Annotated in this window: 1 protein-coding gene; it reads left to right on the top strand. The window is 57.0% G+C overall.

What is annotated here, in order from left to right; translation table 11 throughout:
- Positions 1-95 precede the first annotated feature (95 nt).
- Positions 96-437 (top strand): hypothetical protein (locus GVL03_RS20445; RefSeq protein WP_200847354.1); only part of this gene is annotated, 342 nt, incomplete at its 3' end.

The raw sequence follows: 437 nt of genomic DNA, 5'->3' as shown, positions 1-437 counted from the left end.
TTACTGTTGAGTGGCATTTTTATCGATTAAATGGGAAGATTCTCGGCAGCACTGACCCTTTGCTGTGAAATGAATGGTTCAGCCGAAAGTGGATCGTGCAATTTCATAAGAAAGAGAATTCGATGAAAAATGCGAAAGTGCGAACGCAGTTGCTGATGGCTTTCGGCACCATGGCGGGACTGATCTTTTTCATGTCCTTGTTTGGCGTGCTGGCTCTGGGTCATGCCAGGGACCGGTTCGCTGGGTATGTGGAAGGCATCGACGCGCGCAACCAATTGGCCGCGCAACTTCGCAGCGCCATCAACGACCGGGCGATCGCTGCCCGCAACACGGTGCTGGCCATCTCGCCGGCCGACATACAGGCCGAGAAGGCGCGTGGCGAGCAGGCCCATGCCCGCGTGCAGAAGGCGCTGGCCGCGCTGAAAGAGCGCATCGCC

It is taken from the genome of Microbacterium sp. 18062, from assembly GCF_902706225.1.
GTDB lineage: Bacteria > Actinomycetota > Actinomycetes > Actinomycetales > Microbacteriaceae > Microbacterium.
Note: the sequence above shows the minus strand (reverse complement) of the source record. Positions and strands in the feature narration are given on the sequence as shown.